The sequence below is a fragment of the Ruminococcus albus AD2013 genome (assembly GCF_000526775.1).
Classification (GTDB): Bacteria; Bacillota; Clostridia; order Oscillospirales; family Ruminococcaceae; genus Hominimerdicola; species Hominimerdicola alba_A.
The window spans coordinates 368,323-387,527 of the sequence record NZ_JAGS01000005.1 but is presented as its reverse complement, the minus strand read 5'-3'; the positions used below and the strand labels follow the sequence as shown (position 1 = coordinate 387,527).

The window sequence follows — 19,205 nt, the reverse complement described above, 5'->3', positions numbered from 1 at the left end:
CATATAGAATATGGATATGATTATGCGCATGATTAATAACATTTTATTTCAACTAAATTAGGAGTGGTAAAATGAAGTCATATACCAAAATTTTTTCTGTTACTGCTGCACTTGTAACTGCAGAAGAGATTGAATCAGAACTTAATATGCCACCAATGGTCATCACGTAACTATCATTGATAGCTGCGTTATTGATAATATAAATAAAAGGAGTTTACTCAATGAGTTCATTCAAAAGAATTGCATCAACAGCAGCCGCTGTTGTACTCACGTTTACAGGGACTGTTTTCAGTTCTCCAATTGCTTCAAACATTTCCTATGTTTTTTCCTGCTTCAATTACAGCAGAAGCCATCTCTGTTGATCAGTACGAAACCTTTTATTGTACTGATACATATGGTACATGGAAATTCGCTCTTTATCACGGCGAAAAAAGCCAATATTCAAGAAAAGATACCAGTAAAATGACTTATACAGATCCAAAGGTTTATATATGTCAGTTCACACCCAAGAATAAGAATAATTGCCCCTATGTTAGTCTTCCGACGACTGTAAGTGGCTCTGTAAAAGATTTTAACAACAAATCTTTTACAATTGATAAGGCTCAGGTAGTAGGAATCAACTATGGAGCTTTCCAAGATAGTAATGTGGAATCTGTATTTATTCCTGCTTACATCGAAGTTATTGAACACAATGCATTTATGAATTGCAAAAAGCTTACAACCGTATCATTTGGTAACGGTTCAGCATTAAAAAGGATAAATGGTGATGTTTTTGCAAACTGTTCATCATTAAAATACATAACACTACCTAGCAAATTGGAGTTTTTAGGAGGATGTTTTTCCGGTTGCACATCTTTGACAAATATTAATATTCCTTCAAAAGTTAAAGAGGTTCAGGAAGGATGTTTTGAAAACTGTGTATCATTAAGGAATATCAATTGTAACCTTAACACCACAAAGATCATGGGAAGAGCTTTTGTTGGATGCAATCAATGGAGAACAATTAATTTTGAAGATGTTTCACTGGGATATGATATAAATCCAAAGTTTAAAAAAATGTTTTCTAGTTTAAATGTCGGAGATATTACTTATTGATCGATGACGTGATGAAAACGCCAGATAAGGACCACAAGCGGAATTTTTAAAACCGCCCGGCTGTCATGATGATTATGAAAGAGTTAAAGCACTTAATGATTGGATATGTCAAAAAGTATATTATGATTAGAGAAGGCAATTCTCTTGACAACCACGCTGATTATTCAGTTTATTTGACGCATAATACTGCTATGTGCTGGGTATGCACAAGCGTTTGCCTCTTTTAGCTCAAAGTATTGATATAGAGACATTGTTGTTTCCAGCGGCAGTCATGCATGGAACATTGTAAAACTTGGTAACAATTATTATCACCTTGATGTAACATGGAATGACGATCCAGATGATAGAAACAGGTACAAAATGGAATTATAATTTGGTTTTTTGAGAGATGATCAGTTTACTAAATCTGAACAGAAAAACCATAGGTCGTGGAATACATACAACTTGGTGAATTGTACTGTAAAAAATAAGAGCTATTCTAGTATTTCCAAAATGTAACATAAAACACGGTGATGGTAACTGCGACGGTTATGTCAACAAATCTGATTATAATCTTCTCAGAGACTATCTTTCAAAAAAGAAACCCAAAAATAGAGAACATTTATATGTTTGATATGGAATGGTGATGCGTAAGATAGATCAAACCGATCTTTCAGCATTAGGTTTGCTTGTATAATTCTTTATAGTGTTTAAGGGACTATTGCACTCCCCAGAAAGAAAGAGCTTAGCGACCTCAAAAGGAGGAGCTAAGCTCTTGGTTTTGTGGTATGATGTAATTACAATAAACATCAAACCAACGAAAGGGTTGTACGTTATTCAAATACAGTCAAAAAAACGACATACGTCATGACTTGGGTAAGTGCGTCCTTGAGTTTGGTCTCATCATTTACATAACGTGACAATTTGAATATTTTTAGACAAAAGTTAAGAGGCTGCTGCGGTGCAACAGCCTCTTATTGTTGCTCAGTGTTTGAAAATTCATCTGCATCTCCCGATAACAAAGTAAAATCGAGCTGTATGCTCTTTTCCCTTATTATCAGAAAATGTTATGACAGAACCCATATCCTCTGATGAGTGCATTGCAGGTTCTATTGATGTTACGTTTGCTTTCTTGTCCAGAAAACGCTTGACATGAGCCTTTAAAAGACTCTTCATTGACTCGACATTACTGCCGAGCTCCAATATCGAAATCTATCGTCTATTGTTTTAGTAAGAAATGTGACATTCATATGTAAAATACTCCTTTCGGGAGCATGTACACAACAGCGCCGGGTACATGCCTCCGTAAAAATTTGATAAATAATATGATAAGTGGAATATATTACACAGTGACAATGAGGTGAGAATCACTGTGAGAATAAGGAAGGAAATTGAAAAAGAGATTTGATAAGTGCGTTCGATAAGTATATGTACATTCCTAAAAGGAAAATTATAGAGTAGGTAAGATATATGATAATGGCTTAATAATTTATTATAGCCTTGAAACGGTAGTTAATATCGATAGTTGGAGGGTTTAGAACATCGATATAGAGCAAGCAATTAATGATCTCCAGTTATCAATCGTTATCTCTGATTATATTGTAGAAGAAAATTCACTCAGATAAAAACAAGCTTTTTTTTATTTTTTTATCATTTATTATTTTCTGATATAATTTAATCGAAAGATAAAATTGAAAAATTGGAGCGAAAAATTTGAAGGATCCACTCTTAAACAAAGGAGAAATGATATAAATGAAAAATAACAGTATTCTCAAAATAATTTCCGTAAAAAACATCACTTAAGCACATCGGGAATGGGCTATACCGCGGAAATTGCCCTTTTTTGCGAAACTAATACAGCTATACGTTTTTGAAAAAAGAAAAACTGCTATCATTGTTTTAACTGCGCCAAAAATGGAGATCAGGCGAGATTCATGAATGAAAATAAGATCCATTACAAAGATGCGTTGGAAAGAAAAAATCATGTGATACATACCAAATCCTGCGATTTAAAAACTTTTTATGAGTTGAATTACGAAGCTGCAAAATTCTTTTTTGAAAGGTTATTTTCAAAAAAAGGAAAATGTATGCCTGGATTATCTTATAAATAAAAGAGGTCTTACAAACAGAGACCATATGTAATTACAGAATGGGTTATGCAGATGGAAATTTTCACATCACTAAAAGAACATATGCTTGGATTAGGATACACGATCGAACAGCTTCTTCAAAGCTCACTGGTTACAGTATCCAAAAACGATGAGATCATTGATTTTTTTAATAACAGAGCTATGTTTCCCTTTTATAGATATAAACGGAAAATATCATCGGATTTGGTGGCAGAAAACTAGATGGTGATAACAATTTTAAGTATCTAAATATCAAAAACACACCATTGCTATACCAAAAAACAACTTCTTGTTTTCTCTGAAACTATGCCGTAAAAACATAAGTAAAGCGTGAAACACCGATATTATGTGAAGGTAATCTCGATGTGATATCAATGCATCAGGCAGGCTTCAGAACCGCCGTGGCGAGCTGTGGGACAGCTCTTACAACCAAAACAGGCTTTATTGCTAAAGCGTTATTCAGACGAAATAATTATATGTTATGATAATGATGATGCCGGGATAGCAGCAACTGAGAAAGCAATAGACATACTTGAAGGCGTCGGATTTACAGTATACGTGATTAGCATCCGGGATGCAAAAGATCGCGATGAGTTCATAAAAAAATTCGGAGCTAAACAATTCTATCAGCTGATAAGAAATGATTTTAAAAAATTCCATCTTTTACAGAATAGAACAATTATCTCAAAAATACGATCTTACTGACCTAGATGCTCAATCATACTTTATAAAGGATGTAACAGAGTTATCGTTACGTAAAAAATTATGATCCTGAAAAAGCTATCAAAGAAACTTTCAATTTTATTTGATCCTTCAAGCAAAAAGAGGTTGTCGAATTAAGGACAGCCTCTTTTTGGCACTCGAAAAGCACTACAATATATTAAGATGTAAAGCAGAAAAAGCCTTAATTTCAATCTTTACAATTTTTGCTATCCAAAGCATGATATAAGAACAAAAATCCTATTGACAGTTATAGAAAAGTATGTTACAATAACTAGAACAGTTAAATATATTAATGTATTTAATCTAATTTAATTTTAGGAGGCTAAATTTATGAAGATGAAAAAAGTTTTTGGCAGTAGTGATGTCGCTTTGTATGGTGGCAGGTATTGTCAGCTATGGTGCGCCTGTTATTACACAGAGCATAACCGCACAAGCTGCTGAGGCAAATATAAGCTGCTATTCTTTCGATGAAACAACAGCGTACACTTACTCTCAGGGGAGAGATAGATGCTGATGCTCTGAAAATTTCAGCTCTAATTCAAAGTAAAGTCTATTGTGGCAGAGGAAGAACATTTTTTCCAGAAGACTGTAGTATCTGTTTTACAGTATGTTTCTTGTACGTCTATTGATTTTCACAGCAGAACGAGCAATGTCACAAACATGAAGCAAATGTTCTCAGTTGTTAAATAGCTTACATGAGTTGAGATCGCACTCTATGTCAAGGCACGTCAGTTGGCCAATTAATTCATTTGATACGTAATGTAACATATGAGCTATATGTACGCTTTGTATCATACTTACATCAATGTAGCTAGCTTTGCACTGTAGAATTTGTTTATGTTTGTGACATTGCTCGTATCTGCTTTTAATAGAGTACAAGAAACATACCTGTTAACAGATTACTACAGTCTTTCTGGAAAAATTGTTTCCTTCCTCTGCCACAATAGACTTTACTTTGAATTTAGAGCTGAAATTTCTCAGAGCATCAGCATCTATCTTCCCTGAGAGTAAGTGTACCTGTTGTTCATCGAAAGAATAGCAGCTTATATTTGCCTCAGCAGCTTGTGCGGTTATGCTCTGTGTAATAACAGGCGCACCATAGCTGACAATACCTGCCACCATACAAAGCGACATCACTACTGCCAAAACTTTTTTTCATCTTCATAAATTTAGCCTCCTAAAATTAAATTAGATTAAATACATTAATATATTTAAACTGTTCTAGTTATTGTAACATACTTTTCTATAACTGTCAATAGGATTTTTGTTCTTATATCATGCTTTGGATAGCAAAAAATTGTAAAGATTGAAATTAAGGCTTTTTCTGCTTTACATCTTAATATATTGTAGTGCTTTTTCGAGTGCCAAAAAAGAGGCTGTCCTTAATTCGACAACCTCTTTTTGCTTGAAGGATCAAATAAAATTGAAAGTTTCTTTGATAGCTTTTTCAGGATCATAATTTTTACGTAACGATAACTCTGTTACATCCGTTTATAAAGTATGATTGAGCATCTAGGTCAGTAAGATCGTATTTTTGAGATAATTGTTCTATTCTGTAAAAGATGGAATTTTTTAAATCATTTCTTATCAGGCTGATAGAATTGTTTAGCTCCGAATTTTTTTATGAACTCATCCGGATCTTTTGCATCCCGGATGCTAATCACGTATACTGTAAATCCGACGCCTTCAAGTATGTCTATTGCTTTCTCAGTTGCTGCTATCCCGGCATCATCATTATCATAACATATAATTATTTCGTCTGAATAACGCTTTAGCAATAAAGCCTGTTTGGTTGTAAGAGCTGTCCCACAGCTCGCACGGCGGTTCTGAAGCCTGCCTGATGCATTGATATCACATCGAGATTACCTTCACATAATATCGGTGTTTCACCTTTACTTATGTTTTTTTACGGCATAGTTCAGAGAAAACAAGAAGTTGTTTTTGGTATAGCATGGTGTGTTTTTTATATTTAGATACTTAAAATTGTTATCACCATCTAGTTTTCTGCCACCAAATCCGATGATATTTCCCGTTTATATCTATAAAAGGGAACATAGCTCTGTTATTAAAAAAAATCAATGATCTCATCGTTTTTGGATACTGTAACCAGTGAGCTTTGAAGAAGCTGTTCGATCGTGTATCCTAATCCAAAGCATATGTTCTTTTAGTGATGTGAAAATTTCCATCTGCATAACCCATTCTGTAATTACATATGGTCTCTGTTGTAAGACCTTCTTTTATTTATAAGATAATCCAGGCATACATTTTCCTTTTTTGAAAAATAACCTTTCAAAAAAGAATTTTGCAGCTTCGTAATTCAACTCATAAAAAGTTTTTAAATCGCAGGATTTGGTATGTATCACATGATTTTTCTTTTCCAACGGCCATCTTTGTAATGGATCTTATTTTCATCATGAATCTCGCCTGATCTCCATTTTTGCCGCCAGTTAAAACAATGATAGCAGTTTTCTTTTTCAAAAACGTATAGCTGTATAGTTTCGCAAAAAGGGCATTTCCCGCGGTATAGCCCATTCCCGATGTGCTTAAGTGATGTTTTTACGGAAATTATTTTTGAGAATACTGTTATTTTTCATTTATATCATTTCTCCTTTGTTTAAGAGTGGATCCTTCAAATTTTCGCTCAATTTTTTCAATTTTATCTTTCGATTAAATTATATCAGAAAATAATAAATGATAAAAAATAAAAAAAGCTTGTTTTATCTGAGTGAATTTTCTTCTACAATATTAATCAGAGATAACGATTGATAACTGGAGGATCATTAATTGTTGCTCTATATCGATGTTCTAAAACCCTCCAACTATCGATATTAACTACCGTTTCAAGGCTATAATAAATTATTAAGCCATTATCATATATCTTACTACTCTATAATTTCCTTTTAGGAATGTACATATACTTATCGAACCACTTATCAAATCTCTTTTTCAATTTCCTTCCTTATTCTCACAGTGATTCTCACCTCATTGTCCACTGTGTAATATATTCCCACTTATCATATTATTTATCAAATTTTTACGGAGCATGTACCCGGCGCTGTTGTGTACATGCTCCCGAAAGGAGTATTTTACATATGAATGTCACATTTCTTACTAAACAATAGACGATAGATTTTCGATATTGGAGCTCGGCAGTAATGTCGAGTCAATGAAGAGTCTTTTAAAGGCTCATGTCAAGCGTTTTCTGGACAAGAAAGCGCAAACGTAACATTCAATAGAACCTGCAATGCACTCATCAGAGGATATGGGTTCTGTCATAACATTTTCTGATAATAAGGGAAAAGAGCATACAGCTCGATTTACTTTGTTATCGGGAGATGCAGATGAATTTTTCAAACACTGAGCAACAATAAGAGGCTGTTGCACCCGCAGCAGCCTCTTAACTTTTGTCTAAAAATATTCAAATTGTCACGTTATGTAATGATGAGACCAAACTCAAGACGCACTTACCCAAGTCATGACGTATGTCGTTTTTTTTGACTGTATTTGAATAACGTACAACCCTTTCGTTGGTTTGATGTTTATTGTAATTACATCATACCACAAAACCAAGAGCTTAGCTCCTCCTTTTGAGGTCGCTAAGCTCTTTTCTTTCTGGGGAGTGCAATAGTCCCTTAAACCACTATAAAGAATTATTACAAGCAAACCTAATGCTGAAAGATCGGTTTGATCTATCTTACCATCACCATTCATATCAAACATATAAATGTTCTCTATTTTTGGGTTTCTTTTTGAAAGATAGTCTCTGAGAAGATTATAATCAGATTTGTTGACATAAACCGTCGCAGTTACCATCACCGTGTTTTATGTTACATTTTGGAATACTAGAATAGCTCTTATTTTTACAGTACAATTCACCAAAGTTGTATGTATTCCACGACCTATGGTTTTTCTGTTCAGATTTAGTAAAACTGATCATCTCTCAAAAACCAATTATAATTCCATTTTGTACCTGTTCTATCATCTGGATCGTCATTCCATGTTACATCAAGGTGATAATAATTGTTACCAAGTTTTACAATGTTCCATGCATGACTGCCGCTGGAAACAACCAATGTCTCTATATCAATACTTTGAGCTAAAAGAGCAAAAACCTTGTGCATACCCAGCACATACAGTATTATCGTCCAAATAAAACTGAATAATCAGCGTGGTTGTCAAGAGAATTGCCTTCTCTATCATAATATACTTTTTGACATATCCAATCATTAAGTGCTTTAACTCTTTCATAATCATCATGACAGCCGGCGGTTAAAAATTCCGCTGTGGTCCTTATCTGGCGTTTCATCACGTCATCGATCATAAGTATATCTCCGACATTTAAACTAGAAAACATTTTTTTAAACTTTGGATTTATATCATATCCCAGTGAAACATCTTCAAAATTAATTGTTCTCCATTGATTGCATCCAACAAAAGCTCTTCCCATGATCTTTGTGGTGTTAAGGTTACAATTGATATTCCTTAATGATACACAGTTTTCAAAACATCCTTCCTGAACCTCTTTAACTTTTGAAGGAATATTAATATTTGTCAAAGATGTGCAACCGGAAAAACATCCTCCTAAAAACTCCAATTTGCTAGGTAGTGTTATGTATTTTAATGATGAACAGTTTGCAAAAACATCACCATTTATTCTTTTTAATGCTGAACCGTTACCAAATGATACGGTTGTAAGCTTTTTGCAATTTCATAAATGCATTGTGTTCAATAACTTCGATGTAAGCAGGAATAAATACAGATTCCACATTACTATCTTGGAAAGCTCCATAGTTGATTCCTACTACCTGAGCCTTATCAATTGTAAAAAGATTTGTTGTTAAAAATCTTTTACAGAGCCACTTACAGTCGTCGGAAGACTAACATAGGGGCAATTATTCTTATTCTTTGGGTGTGAACTGACATATATAAACCTTTGGATCTGTATAAGTCATTTTACTGGTATCTTTTCTTGAATATTGGCTTTTTTCGCCGTGATAAAGAGCGAATTTCCATGTACCATATGTATCAGTACAATAAAAGGTTTCGTACTGATCAACAGAGATGGCTTCTGCTGTAATTGAAGCAGGAAAAAACATAGGAAATGTTTGAAGCAATTGGAGAACTGAAAACAGTCCCTGTAAACGTGAGTACAACAGCGGCTGCTGTTGATGCAATTCTTTTGAATGAACTCATTGAGTAAACTCCTTTTATTTATATTATCAATAACGCAGCTATCAATGATAGTTACGTGATGACCATTGGTGGCATATTAAGTTCTGATTCAATCTCTTCTGCAGTTTACAAGTGCAGCAGTAACAGAAAAAATTTTGGTATATGACTTCATTTTACCACTCCTAATTTAGTTGAAATAAAATGTTATTAATCATGCGCATAATCATATCCATATTCTATATGCTATTAGGCTTTATACGTAAAAGCTAATAGTTTATAGATTAACAACTATTAGCTATTATACATTAGTTTCCACTATTTGTCAATACACTTGCTTTTAATTCGGCACATTGAACTTTATTTATTTAATAAATAAGTAAAAAGCAGAACCACTGCACAATACAGCTCGTTTGATCAACGGTCCTCAGAAGAAAAACAAAACCGCACCCGAAATCATTTCCAAGTGCGGTAATAGTAAATATGATATCTGATTATATGATATGGCAATGGCGGGCAATATACGAATCGACCAGCCGCTCAATAGTTTGTCAGCGCTTCCTGTTTCTTTTCCGGCTGACGATCGGACATATGGATCAGTAAGGTGGTCGGCGCTGTATATTCCATTGCAAAGAGATCTCGGGATCTCCCTTTATCATGACACCCTCATCCATCAATCTTTTAAAGAGCTTTGGTGTATAGAGTGGTGATCTTAGTGAGATGATGTTTCGGTAGTATGTTCTGCAAGATCTTTGCTTCGAAACTGTTCAATGGACAGCAACCCTGCGCATCTTTGTTATAACTTCGCTATCGAGCGTAAACATAACAGAATGCATGGTAAATTCTTTCAGTTCTTTTCCGGAATGTACATTTTCTGCTTCACTAAGAAACCTTTCCATTCCGGCATTGTATTCTTCGTCAGTTTTTTCTCCAAGCGCACGGAACAGATCGGCTTTTCCTTTCAAATACTTGTAGATAGATGGACCTTTGATGCCAACACGTGCTGCAATATCATCTATTGTCGTTCCATCATAACCTTTTACCGAGAAAAGATCCAACGCAGCTGCCAGTATCCTTTCTCTTGTGTTTCCTTTTTGCATAGTTCTCTCCCTTCTCTATAGATTCGTAATTTAGCTAACGCCTAATCTATTGTAGCAATTATACTCTACCTTGCGCCAATTGTCAATAGGTTCGCGACTGTTTTGATAAATCGCACGAACAGGATATTCTACAAATCGTAAAAGGGGGTAAAACGCACAAGAATTATACCGTTAATCCAAGTCTGATCAATACATGCAGGAGCATTCAACTTATTTTGATACGTGTACTTTTCGGTCGTGCATTTGATAGACGAGGAGATGTCATTATCATTTCAAGGTTTCGGGACTTCGCCGCTGATCAACCATTGTCGATGCCCAGTAATAATGGAAAGGGGCGTTTTTTAAAACTCAACAGCCTCTCTTTTATCTCTCCTAATTTTCAATTATAATTTTAGTAGTGATATGATTTGATAATTTGGAGCATTTCATATCCAAAAAATTATAGAAAGAAAGGTTATAAAAAATGAATATAAGCAGTACATACAGAAAACTGATTAAGAGAGGGCAGGTGTATTTTGCTGACCTCGGTGACGGAATAGGCTCTGAAATGGCAGGTGTAAGACCTGTTATCATTATCCAGAATAATATGGGGAAATAAGTATTCTCCTACTGTAACGGTAGTACCTATTACGTCTAAATTCAAAGATCTGAATCAGCCCACACACTTCTTAGTACAGGCAGGAACAGCCAATCTTAATAAAGACAGCGTGATCCTTGCCGAAAGTATAAGAACTATTTCAAAAGAACGCCTGAGATACTATATTGGAGATCTTAATGATAACTTCATGAAGCAAATAAGCAATACAGTAAAGATCCAATTAGGCCTGAATTAAGGAGAAAATAATGATGGTAAGAGGAATTTACAAAGGTGGATTCATTTCAAGACAGGATGCAGCTGAGGGAAAATATTATTGTCCAAAATGCAAAAGACCGTTGTACATAACAAAGACCCCGGGTTATTTCGGACAATGCTTTCACTGTGATGAAGATTTCTACATGATAGAAGCTCTGTCGGAAGGAAATGAATGCGGCGTTATGGTAGGCAGGCCCTTAAACGGAATAACTGTTAATGGTGGGATCGAGTACTTGCTTAACAGCGAAAATAAGAGGATGATATTCGATTCCCCCGAAGACGCAAAGAATTATTTAATTCAAAACGGAGTGTCTAAAGTAGCTGCTGAGTTATTCTACTATATAGACGCGGCTATGCAGACTGAGATCGAAAACACCGATCAGTAAAGAAAAGGAGCGGTTGTTAAGTAATCAAATGAGTTGACAAATGTGATTAAATGTGTTGAAATAAACTCAAAGGAGTATATTATTATGAATACATCAAATATCACAAATTACAAACCAAAAGATTTTGCCGAATTGTTAGGTGTTTCAGTAAAAACACTTCAACGATGGGACAGAGAAGGCATATTAAAAGCAAACCGAACCCCAACTGACAGGCGTTATTACACTTACGACCAATATCTTCAGTTTAAAGGTATAAATACAGAAAACGATAATCGTCAGATCGTTATTTATGCCAGAGTGTCTACGAGAAATCAAAAAGATGACTTACAAAATCAAGTATCCTTTTTACGACAGTTCTGTAATGCTAAAGGCATTAGTGTAGACCAATGTATTGAAGATTATGGAAGTGGTTTAAATTATAACCGTAAAAAGTGGAATGAACTATTAGATGAGGTGATGGAACAAAAAATCAAAACTATCATAGTCACACATAAAGATAGATTTATCAGGTTTGGCTATGACTGGTTTGAAAAATTCTGCATGAAGTTTAATACAACTATTGTGGTGGTAAACAATGAAGAATTATCGCCACAAGAAGAACTCGTGCAGGACATTGTTTCAATTCTTCATGTATTTTCTTGCAGGTTGTACGGACTTCGTAAGTATAAGAAACAAATAGAAGGGGATGAGGAAATTGCTAAAGAGCTTCAAGACGGAAATTAGTCCAACATTGGAACAGAAAGCTAAAATCAATAAGACTATTGGAACTTGCAGATACGTTTATAACTTTTATCTTACTCATAACAAAGAACTTTACGATAAAGGCGAAAAGTTCATGAGTGGAAAGAGTTTTAGCGTCTGGCTAAATAACGAATATCTTCCAAATAATCCAGATAAACTATGGATTAAGGAAGTAAGTTCTAAATCTGTAAAGAAATCTATTGAAGATGGATGTGCTGCTTTTACAAAATTTTTTAAGCATCAAAGCGGTTATCCCAACTATAAGAAAAAGGATAAATCTGATGTGAAAATGTATTTTGTAAAGAATAATCCAAAAGATTGTGCTTGTGAAAGACATAGAATAAATATCCCTACTCTTGGTTGGGTAAAACTTAAAGAAAAGGGTTATATACCAACAACTAAAGATGGTTGGAAAATCAAAAGCGGTACAGTTTCTAAAAAAGCAGGAAGATATTATGTATCTGCACTTGTAGAAATACCTGACAACAAAATCACCAAAAACAGCAGCGAAGGTATCGGTATTGATTTAGGATTAAAGGATTTAGCGATTATTTCTAATGGTAAAACATTCAAGAATATCAACAAGTCTGGCAAAGTTAAGAAACTTGAAAAACAATTACGAAGAGAGCAAAGATGTCTTTCTCGCAAATATGAAAATTTAAAGAAAGGAGAGTCCACTCAAAAAAATATACAAAAACAAAAGCTCAAAGTACAGAAACTTTATCATAGGATAGATAATATCCGTACTGACTACATCAATAAGACAATCGCTGAGATAGTAAAAACCAAGCCATCTTATATAACGATTGAGGATTTGAATGTAAAAGGAATGATGAAGAACAGGCATCTTTCAAAAACGGTTGCGGCACAGAAGTTTTATGAATTCAGAGCGAAACTTCAGGTCAAATGCAACGAAAATGGTATTGAATTAAGAGTTGTAGACAGATGGTATCCATCATCTAAAATTTGCCACTGTTGCGGATGCATCAAGAAAGATTTAAGGCTTTCAGATAGAATCTATAGATGCAGTTGTGGTTATGTCGAAGACAGAGATCTCAATGCTGCCCTTAATTTGAAAGATGCCATGACTTACGAAGTTGCATAATTAAACGCAAACGTAAGTATGTACCGAAGGCTATTTCGGGAATTAACGACTGTGGAGTGTACAAGAACTTGTGAGTAGATATGATTTCGGTCAATCAAAAGCATACATTGTGAAGCAGTAAGTAATGTTCGCGAGAACTTACAACATCTCGATGTAAGTATATTTAATCACATTTTGAGTGGCAGCATTTCAATGAATATCAATAAAATTAACGAACTACTTGCCTACAAATATTCTCTTTATACTGAGGATGTTGATGAAGCGCTCAATGACGAAAAAATTAAAGCATTCGCTGATAAAATAAACAGCTCATCAAGCCGTGAAGAAATGACTGATAAAGATGAAAGACTAAGAGAAATGATCTATTCATACCTTTCAAGAAGAAAAGAAAACGGCATTTATGTGTCTGTGTACAAAGGAGTAGACGAACACAGATGTGTGAAAGAAGGTATCAGGCATCCTAAAAATATAGTAAGTGATATCTTGTTCCGAGTTGGTCAAGCAAAACTTGAACCGGATGAGTATTTTACTGAATCATATAACCTTAAAGAGATTTACAGTGAATATAAATACGTAATACCCGAATCTATAGCTCAAAAATGTCGATTTATGTGTGATGTTGATTATGGCAGCTGCGAGGGAATATATTATGACCTTATGCTGTTTGATCACAGCAGATCGGTTCATAGTCTTATAGTAGGCAAAACGCTATCCAAAGATGAACAAGCGTTTATGAAAATGAGTTATATGGGCTCTTTTGTAAATCTTCTTCTTAAGAACGATTTTTGCAAGGTAAACACATCATTTCTAAATCTGTAATTTTTGGAAAAGGGGCTGTTGCTTGGTGCAACAGCCCCTTTGATGTTTTTGAGTAGTTTTTTTGATTTCAGTTGACTTAAAAGCGGTGTATGGAGATTGGATAACCGCAGGCGCACAAGGATTCCGAAGATGCATTCATATATTCTTATTGAAAACTACAGTGCTGTGTGATATAATAAATTGAATTCACATAAATAGACTAAGGCAGATATTCAGGAGGATAAGAAAATGAAAATAAAAACTACACAATTAGCAGTATTTGCATTGTGCATATGCTGCATACTATCAAGCTGTGGAAACAGCACGAAAGACAGCAGTACATCAAATAACAATGATAGCAAGTCCGAGGTCTCTGAAATAAAAGAGGAGTTTTCTTCTGTAAAAGAAGAGGAAATCGCAGCTGCATCTGCTTCTGAGTCCGAAAGTACTGCCGAAGAAACACCCATGGCTGAATACGAGCCGATTGACGACATTAAAAATGCAGATCTTTTATCGGGATATATCCAGGTATGCGATGATATTTTCAGAATTGGAGGTTATCTGACCGTCAGCGATCTTATCGATCAGTACGGTGAGAGATGGGAAATAGATACTGTTAATGTTAAAAGTCACGGATTTTATGATAACATAAATGCTGTAAACAAAGCAACGGGCTTAAAACTGCAGTTCTACTGCGGCAAATCTCCCGATGGTTTTCATGAGCCTCTTGAAAAGGAAGTAGTGCTTAAAGTAAAACCGACAGGAGATACATGGAACTATACATGGATGCCGACAGGATTATCGGCTCTCAGATTTAATGAAGAACTTTCTGACTACTCCCGGCTGAAACTTGATGCATTTGCGGCATTGTATGAAAGCGCAGGTCTGGTAAGAAACGAGAAAGGCTTTGATCCTGTTTCATCCATACTCGAAATTAATCCGAACCGGAATGCAGGTACTTATCATTTACCTGAAAGTGACTATTATGAAGATTTTTTTGCGGTATTTGAATTGAGTGATGTAAATTTATACGGTGTAAAACCGATCATTGCAGCATCTGTTTACGTATCAAAGTCTTCTGATGATATCAGATCGTATAGTTATCAGAACATTTATTTCCGTGATGAAAACAACGATTCTGCTGAAACTGTTTTGGTAGCTCCTGATGCAAAACTGACCGAATGGGATTAAAGTAGAGCAAATTAGTTCAGATTGTTGATTGTCAGGAAATTAATAAATTTTTTCACTTTATAATGATTTGTGTCACGCGTGACACAAACCTAGCAAAGAAGTGATATTATCTTCGGGATACAATAAGAGCGAGAATAAGTAACTTAATTGGAATAAGAGAATTGCAATCCTTTTTTGAGAGTGTAGCATTATCTTCTCGAAGTTCAGAAATAGAATGATATATCCTGGTTATTTTCATGATCTGAATATTAGTTTTTAAATTTAATTATATCATAGAAAACTCAAAGCGCCAAGCAGATATGGATTCAACTTTTGCAATAACTTCATCCTATTATGAGATTAAAAACAGTTGTCCAATCATAACTGAACAAGCCCCTCTGACAAAGCAGTCAAAGGGGCTTTATTTTTTTAGCATTACGCTGTTGTGGTCATATGTCTGCTGTACTTCATTTCGGCAGATCATTTATCACTGTTTCCTAGATCTGGGTATTTGGTTTTTATCAGTCTGCACAGATTTTCTACATTTTCATCAAAGGAGAAGACTGAGCTGTTTATCATAACGTCCTGATAGGAGGTGGAATCAAACATTTCGCCTGTATGGTAAAGATAGTAGCTGCTTCTCGCTTCATCGACCTTTTGTATCATTGACTTTGCTTCGCCCTTTGAAAGGTTCAGGTCGTCAATAGACATTTCAAGGCGCTTTTCATAGGGTGCATAGAAATGTACTTTTAGCACATTGGGTCTGTGTCTGAGAATATAGTTTGCGCATCTTCCTACGATGATGCAGTTTTCATATGTGGCATATTCAAGTATGATGCTTTTTTCGATCTCAAAAAGCTGATCCTGAGTGTTCCTGCTTCCTATGCCGAGAGGATATTTCATTCTTGAAAAGCCTTTAATGCGGTGATTGTCGATCATCTCAAGATCTTCGATCTTATAGCCCATGCGTTCGCCTGCTTTTTCGATGATCTCGCGGTCGATAAATTTCAGCCCAAGTTTTTTAGCGGCTTCTCTGGCGATAGGACGTCCAAGTGAACCGAACTGTCTTGTTACCGCTATGACCACATTATCTCTTTTTTTTCGCGTTTCAGTTGCATTGTTTTCCATAATAGACCTCCGTTGAAAGTATTTTCGGCGCATATAAATTTTGCCGAATATAAAAAAACACCAAAAGAAATTATTTCTTTCAGCGCTCCTTTGCGTCATTTATTCGGTTATCGGTATTATATAGGGAGCGTTCCTGAAGTCGGATGGGGTAATACCGTATGTGGATTTGAATATCCTGCCCATATATTTGTAATCATCATATCCGAGTATCTCAGCTATCTCGGAAAGCTGTTTGGTGCTGGATATCATCAGTTTGCGAAGCATATCCATTTTTAGTCCCGAAACGTATTCCGTAAATGAAAGTCCGAGATTCTGCTTGAAAATGTGGCTCAGATGCGTTTTATTCACGAAACAGTTCTTTGCGGTATCCGCAAGTGTCAGCTTGCTGAACCTGTTATCCAATACGTATTCCACAGCTATTTTGGTAACACCGTTCAGCCCTGTGGTACTGTACTTTCTGACCTTACCGTAAAGCCCGTAGATGTATACTTGAAGTAAATCATCTATTTCGCATATATTCGCAGATGGTATATCTTTTAAGAACAGCTCGGGTGACGGGATAAGATCGCTAATCCAGTTATGCTGCCGACAGATCATACCGTAAATCTTTTCCGCTGATTTTTTTAGTTTTGTGCTGTACTGCTCTTCATGCTCTGATGATATTTCAGCATCTGCATCCAGTAACATATTGATCTTTATATCCAGATCACTGCTTCCGTCGAGGATGCAGTCTGCTATATCCAAACACAGTCCATCAGTTTTTGAACTGCTGCTTTTCTTATAGCGCCTGTCGAATTTGTCGATCGCCCTTTTTAGTGTCTGGAATAGTTCATCTTCACTGATAGGCTTTACAAGATAATCGAATGCGCCTAACACCAGAGCCTTTTTTACCGTATCGAAATCGCTTTTTTCGCCTGTCAGTATCACGCATGGAGGATCGCTTGTGTTGTTCAGACTTTTAAGTAGACTGAAACCGTTTGGCTCTTCTATATCAGTATCCATGATAATGATATTTGCTCCCTTGATGTTCAACAGTTCCATTGCGGAATCAACATCTGTGATGGTTTGTGATATCCGAAGCTCACCGATGTGCCTTGCAAATACTTCAAGACATTCCGGAACGCGGATATGTTTTTTCGTTCCTTCATAAATTATAACATTGTACATTTTTCTTCATTCTCCTCAGACCTGCCATGTTAAGTGAGATGGTGGATATAATAACGTAGAATAAAAAATACAGATTACATATATTTCCAATCTCTATGTTGTTTTTGCAGGAATAATAAGAGCAACTTGCATTTTTGATTTCTTTAATATTAGCACATAATTTATGAACATTCAAGGTATCATTTGTAAATATACATTTATTCTCTGGAAATTATGGGTATAAAATATGGCTAATAATGCGAAATATAGCTTCTTTATGCAGGTAACAAAATTTTTCATATTTCATATTCGTATATATATGCGGCATATAAATATAGATATGCGAAGTTTAATATTATTAAATAGGTATGCTATTTGTTAATAAATTGCAAGCCAAAGATTTGTATCCTGCAACAAAATATTTTGAGTGTACAAATCGGGTCTGATGGTCTATAATAAGCACATCGGTTGAGACAACAACCGAAAACAAAAAAGACTTTTTCTTCCGCACAGATATGTGCGTGACATAATGCTCAAAGACGAGTGGTCTGCAGTTATCGAAGATGATATCTGCAAGCCGCTTTTTTCTTTTTCATGAGCTGCACGGTATTGTACGGAATAAAAAATCAAGATTTCAGGAGGTTTTATTATGACACACGGTGATATTTCTTCAAGCGCAGACAGCGTAGGCGTAGCAGTAGTTAACTGGAAAATGCCCAGACTTCATACAAAGGACGAAATCAAGGAGAACTGCAATAAGATCGCAGAATATATCAAGGGCCTGAAAGCAGGACTTCCCGGACTTGACCTTGTGGCATTTCCTGAATACAGCACCCACGGCATCATGTATGATTTCGATGAGATGATGGAGAATGCAACAACAGATGATGGCTTTGAAGTTGAGATCTTCAAGAAGGCTTGTATCGAAAATAAGGTATGGGGCGTGTTCTCCCTCACAGGTGAACGTCATGAGGAGCACCCCAACAAGGTTCCTTACAACACATCCATTCTTATAAATGACAAGGGTGAGATCGTACAGAAGTACAGAAAGATGCTTCCGTGGACACCTATCGAGGGCTGGTACCCCGGTGACAGGACATATGTTTCCGAGGGACCCAAGGGTCTGAAGATATCTCTCATCATCTGTGATGATGGTAACTATCCCGAGATTTGGAGAGACTGTGCTATGAGAGGTGCAGAGCTCATCATCAGAGGTCAAGGTTATATGTATCCCGCAAATCAGCAGGAGGTAAACCTCGTACCCGTAATGGCATGGTGCAACAATGTTTATGCGGCTGTAGCAAATGCTTCGGGATATGACGGAGTATATTCTTACTTCGGTCATTCAACACTGGTTGGTTTCGACGGCAGAACACTTGGTATCTGTGGCACAGAGGAAAACAGTTATCAGTACGCTCAGCTATCAGTATCCGCTATCCGTGATGCCCGAAAGAACTGGCAGTCACAGAACCACCTCTATAAGCTGCTGCACAGAGGTTATACAGGTACTATCAATTCAAAGGAAGACAGATACGGTGAGCCTGAATGTCAGTTTGAATTTTATCGCAACTGGGTAAATGACCCCAAGGGCACCCAGAAGAAGGTTGAGGAACTCACAAGAGATATGCCCGGTGTTGAATATGCACCTATCGAGGGCATACCTTATAAGAAATAAAAGGATAA

At 35.8% G+C, this 19,205-nt stretch carries 22 protein-coding genes and 1 pseudogene; 13 read left to right on the top strand and 10 right to left on the bottom strand.

Going from position 1 to position 19,205, the window contains the following annotated elements; all coding sequences use genetic code 11:
- The first annotated feature begins 462 nt into the window (after positions 1-462).
- Complete coding sequence (locus N773_RS0119235; protein WP_196231699.1) at positions 463-1,095, top strand: leucine-rich repeat domain-containing protein; 633 nt, start codon at positions 463-465, stop codon at positions 1,093-1,095.
- 978 nt (positions 1,096-2,073) lie between these two features.
- On the opposite strand, the gene N773_RS22770 is transcribed toward N773_RS0119235, so the two are convergent.
- A complete protein-coding gene (locus tag N773_RS22770; protein ID WP_242840467.1) occupies positions 2,074-2,250 on the bottom strand; it encodes a hypothetical protein in 177 nt (58 codons plus the stop codon).
- A 758-nt stretch (positions 2,251-3,008) separates the two neighbouring features.
- On the opposite strand from N773_RS22770, the gene N773_RS22455 reads away from it, so the two are divergent.
- The 4 genes from N773_RS22455 to N773_RS22445 all read left to right on the top strand — a co-directional run bounded on the left by N773_RS22455 (position 3,009) and on the right by N773_RS22445 (position 4,440).
- Positions 3,009-3,185, top strand: coding sequence for a hypothetical protein (locus N773_RS22455; RefSeq protein WP_242840466.1), 177 nt, complete (start codon positions 3,009-3,011; stop codon positions 3,183-3,185).
- Between the two features lie 212 nt (positions 3,186-3,397).
- Positions 3,398-3,505, top strand: a complete 108-nt coding sequence (locus N773_RS23580) for a hypothetical protein (protein WP_080678440.1) — start codon at positions 3,398-3,400, stop codon at positions 3,503-3,505.
- A 109-nt stretch (positions 3,506-3,614) separates the two neighbouring features.
- Positions 3,615-3,908 carry a toprim domain-containing protein gene (locus tag N773_RS0119220; protein WP_024859240.1) on the top strand — a complete coding sequence of 98 codons (294 nt, stop codon included), beginning with the start codon at positions 3,615-3,617 and terminating at the stop codon, positions 3,906-3,908.
- Between the two features lie 367 nt (positions 3,909-4,275).
- On the top strand, positions 4,276-4,440 hold the full coding sequence (locus N773_RS22445; RefSeq protein ID WP_196231698.1) for a hypothetical protein: 165 nt from the start codon (positions 4,276-4,278) through the stop codon (positions 4,438-4,440).
- A gap of 377 nt (positions 4,441-4,817) precedes the next feature.
- On the opposite strand, the gene N773_RS0119210 is transcribed toward N773_RS22445, so the two are convergent.
- The 7 genes and pseudogenes from N773_RS0119210 to N773_RS21665 all read right to left on the bottom strand — a co-directional run bounded on the left by N773_RS0119210 (position 4,818) and on the right by N773_RS21665 (position 10,195).
- A complete protein-coding gene (locus tag N773_RS0119210; RefSeq protein ID WP_024859239.1) occupies positions 4,818-5,072 on the bottom strand; it encodes a hypothetical protein in 255 nt (84 codons plus the stop codon).
- Positions 5,073-5,503: 431 nt separating this feature from the next.
- On the bottom strand, positions 5,504-5,704 hold the full coding sequence (locus tag N773_RS0119205; RefSeq protein ID WP_024859238.1) for a toprim domain-containing protein: 201 nt from the start codon (positions 5,702-5,704) through the stop codon (positions 5,504-5,506).
- Between the two features lie 114 nt (positions 5,705-5,818).
- A complete protein-coding gene (locus N773_RS23575) occupies positions 5,819-5,947 on the bottom strand; it encodes a hypothetical protein (protein WP_431602487.1) in 129 nt (42 codons plus the stop codon).
- Between the two features lie 301 nt (positions 5,948-6,248).
- Positions 6,249-6,404 carry a hypothetical protein gene (locus tag N773_RS22765; RefSeq protein WP_196231697.1) on the bottom strand — a complete coding sequence of 52 codons (156 nt, stop codon included), beginning with the start codon at positions 6,402-6,404 and terminating at the stop codon, positions 6,249-6,251.
- 975 nt (positions 6,405-7,379) lie between these two features.
- The gene (locus N773_RS0119195; protein WP_196231696.1) at positions 7,380-7,739 is read right to left on the bottom strand and encodes a dockerin type I domain-containing protein; all 360 of its coding nucleotides are present in this window, start codon (positions 7,737-7,739) and stop codon (positions 7,380-7,382) included.
- A 325-nt stretch (positions 7,740-8,064) separates the two neighbouring features.
- A pseudogene (locus N773_RS0119190) lies at positions 8,065-8,622 on the bottom strand (leucine-rich repeat protein); the annotation flags it as partial.
- 1,240 nt (positions 8,623-9,862) lie between these two features.
- Positions 9,863-10,195, bottom strand: coding sequence for a TetR/AcrR family transcriptional regulator (locus N773_RS21665; protein WP_024859234.1), 333 nt, complete (start codon positions 10,193-10,195; stop codon positions 9,863-9,865).
- A gap of 463 nt (positions 10,196-10,658) precedes the next feature.
- Between N773_RS21665 and N773_RS23435 the strand changes: the two genes are divergently transcribed.
- The 7 genes from N773_RS23435 to N773_RS0119150 all read left to right on the top strand — a co-directional run bounded on the left by N773_RS23435 (position 10,659) and on the right by N773_RS0119150 (position 15,269).
- The gene (locus tag N773_RS23435) at positions 10,659-10,793 is read left to right on the top strand and encodes a type II toxin-antitoxin system PemK/MazF family toxin (protein WP_347495541.1); all 135 of its coding nucleotides are present in this window, start codon (positions 10,659-10,661) and stop codon (positions 10,791-10,793) included.
- Complete coding sequence (locus N773_RS20835) at positions 10,759-11,028, top strand: type II toxin-antitoxin system PemK/MazF family toxin (protein WP_347495548.1); 270 nt, start codon at positions 10,759-10,761, stop codon at positions 11,026-11,028. The genes N773_RS23435 and N773_RS20835 overlap by 35 nt, the downstream gene beginning before the upstream one ends.
- Before the next feature lie 10 nt (positions 11,029-11,038).
- Positions 11,039-11,434, top strand: coding sequence for a hypothetical protein (locus N773_RS0119170; RefSeq protein WP_080678409.1), 396 nt, complete (start codon positions 11,039-11,041; stop codon positions 11,432-11,434).
- Positions 11,435-11,533: 99 nt separating this feature from the next.
- A complete protein-coding gene (locus tag N773_RS0119165; protein WP_196231662.1) occupies positions 11,534-12,157 on the top strand; it encodes an IS607 family transposase in 624 nt (207 codons plus the stop codon).
- Positions 12,129-13,280 (top strand): RNA-guided endonuclease InsQ/TnpB family protein, encoded by a 1,152-nt coding sequence (locus N773_RS0119160; RefSeq protein WP_347495405.1) that lies wholly within the window; start codon positions 12,129-12,131, stop codon positions 13,278-13,280. Before N773_RS0119165 ends, N773_RS0119160 begins: the two co-directional genes overlap by 29 nt.
- A gap of 192 nt (positions 13,281-13,472) precedes the next feature.
- Entirely contained in the window at positions 13,473-14,099 is a 627-nt protein-coding gene (locus tag N773_RS0119155) for a hypothetical protein (protein WP_024859233.1), read from the top strand.
- 228 nt (positions 14,100-14,327) lie between these two features.
- Entirely contained in the window at positions 14,328-15,269 is a 942-nt protein-coding gene (locus N773_RS0119150; protein ID WP_024859232.1) for a hypothetical protein, read from the top strand.
- Positions 15,270-15,728: 459 nt separating this feature from the next.
- Here the strand turns inward: N773_RS0119150 and N773_RS20830 are convergent, their stop codons facing one another.
- On the bottom strand, positions 15,729-16,376 hold the full coding sequence (locus N773_RS20830; RefSeq protein ID WP_024859231.1) for an AAA family ATPase: 648 nt from the start codon (positions 16,374-16,376) through the stop codon (positions 15,729-15,731).
- A gap of 99 nt (positions 16,377-16,475) precedes the next feature.
- A complete protein-coding gene (locus N773_RS0119140) occupies positions 16,476-17,543 on the bottom strand; it encodes a helix-turn-helix domain-containing protein (protein WP_024859230.1) in 1,068 nt (355 codons plus the stop codon).
- Between the two features lie 628 nt (positions 17,544-18,171).
- Here N773_RS0119140 and N773_RS0119135 point away from each other — a divergent pair.
- Complete coding sequence (locus N773_RS0119135) at positions 18,172-19,197, top strand: aliphatic amidase (RefSeq protein ID WP_024859229.1); 1,026 nt, start codon at positions 18,172-18,174, stop codon at positions 19,195-19,197.
- Positions 19,198-19,205 lie beyond the last annotated feature (8 nt).